This is a genomic window from Mesorhizobium sp. M7A.F.Ca.AU.001.01.1.1 (assembly GCF_004022735.1).
Taxonomy (GTDB): domain Bacteria; phylum Pseudomonadota; class Alphaproteobacteria; order Rhizobiales; family Rhizobiaceae; genus Mesorhizobium; species Mesorhizobium ciceri.
Window position 1 is genome coordinate 1 of record NZ_RZPF01001264.1, and the last position, 798, is coordinate 798.

Annotated in this window: 1 protein-coding gene; it reads right to left on the minus strand. The window is 63.8% G+C overall.

Annotated features, from left to right (window positions below):
- Positions 1 to 80 precede the first annotated feature (80 nt).
- Positions 81 to 798: efflux RND transporter permease subunit (locus EN884_RS37545; RefSeq protein WP_164895497.1), on the minus strand; the 718-nt coding region annotated here is incomplete at its 5' end.

Below are 798 nucleotides of genomic sequence, written 5' to 3' on the forward strand. Positions count from 1 at the left end.
TTCGTCATCTGACCTCATAAAAATAAAAAGGATCGGGCGCGCTTCGGCGCGCCCGATCCTTTTCGACTGGCGTGATCGATCTATTCGGCGGCCAGCGCCAATTGCGGCTTTTCGGCTTCCTGGCTCAGTTCCAGATCGTCCGTCCGTCCCTCCGCCCCGCGCTTTTTCGGCTCCCGGCCGAAGAACAGGGCGTAACCGGCCGGCAGGACCAGGATGGTCAGCACCGTGGCAACCAGGATGCCGCCCATCATGGCGTAGGCGAGCGGACCCCAGAAGACGCCGCGCGAGATCGGGATCAGCGCCAGCACCGCCGTCAGCGCCGTCAGCGTGATCGGCCGGAAACGGCGAACGGCCGAACCGATGATGGCCTCGTAGCGGTCCATGCCCGCGGCGATGTCCTGGTCGATCTGGTCGACCAGGATGATCGAGTTGCGCATGATGATGCCGAGCAGCGCGATGACGCCGAGAATGGCGACGAAGCCGAACGGCGCACCGCTGATCAGGAGTGCCGCGGCAGCACCGATAATGCCAAGCGGACCGGTCGCCAGCACCAGCATCGCCTTGCCGAAGTTCTGCAGCTGGATCATCAAAAGCACGACAATGACGGCCAGCATGATCGGTGCCTTGGCGGCGATCGAAGCCTGGCTTTCCGCCGAATCCTCCGCACCGCCCTGGATTTCGATCTTGTAACCGGGCGCCAGACCCGCACGCAGGTCCTTCATGTCGTTGTACATCTTGGTGACGACGTCGTTGGACTGCACGCCGTCGGGCAAGGTGGCGCGCACGCTGACGGTCGGC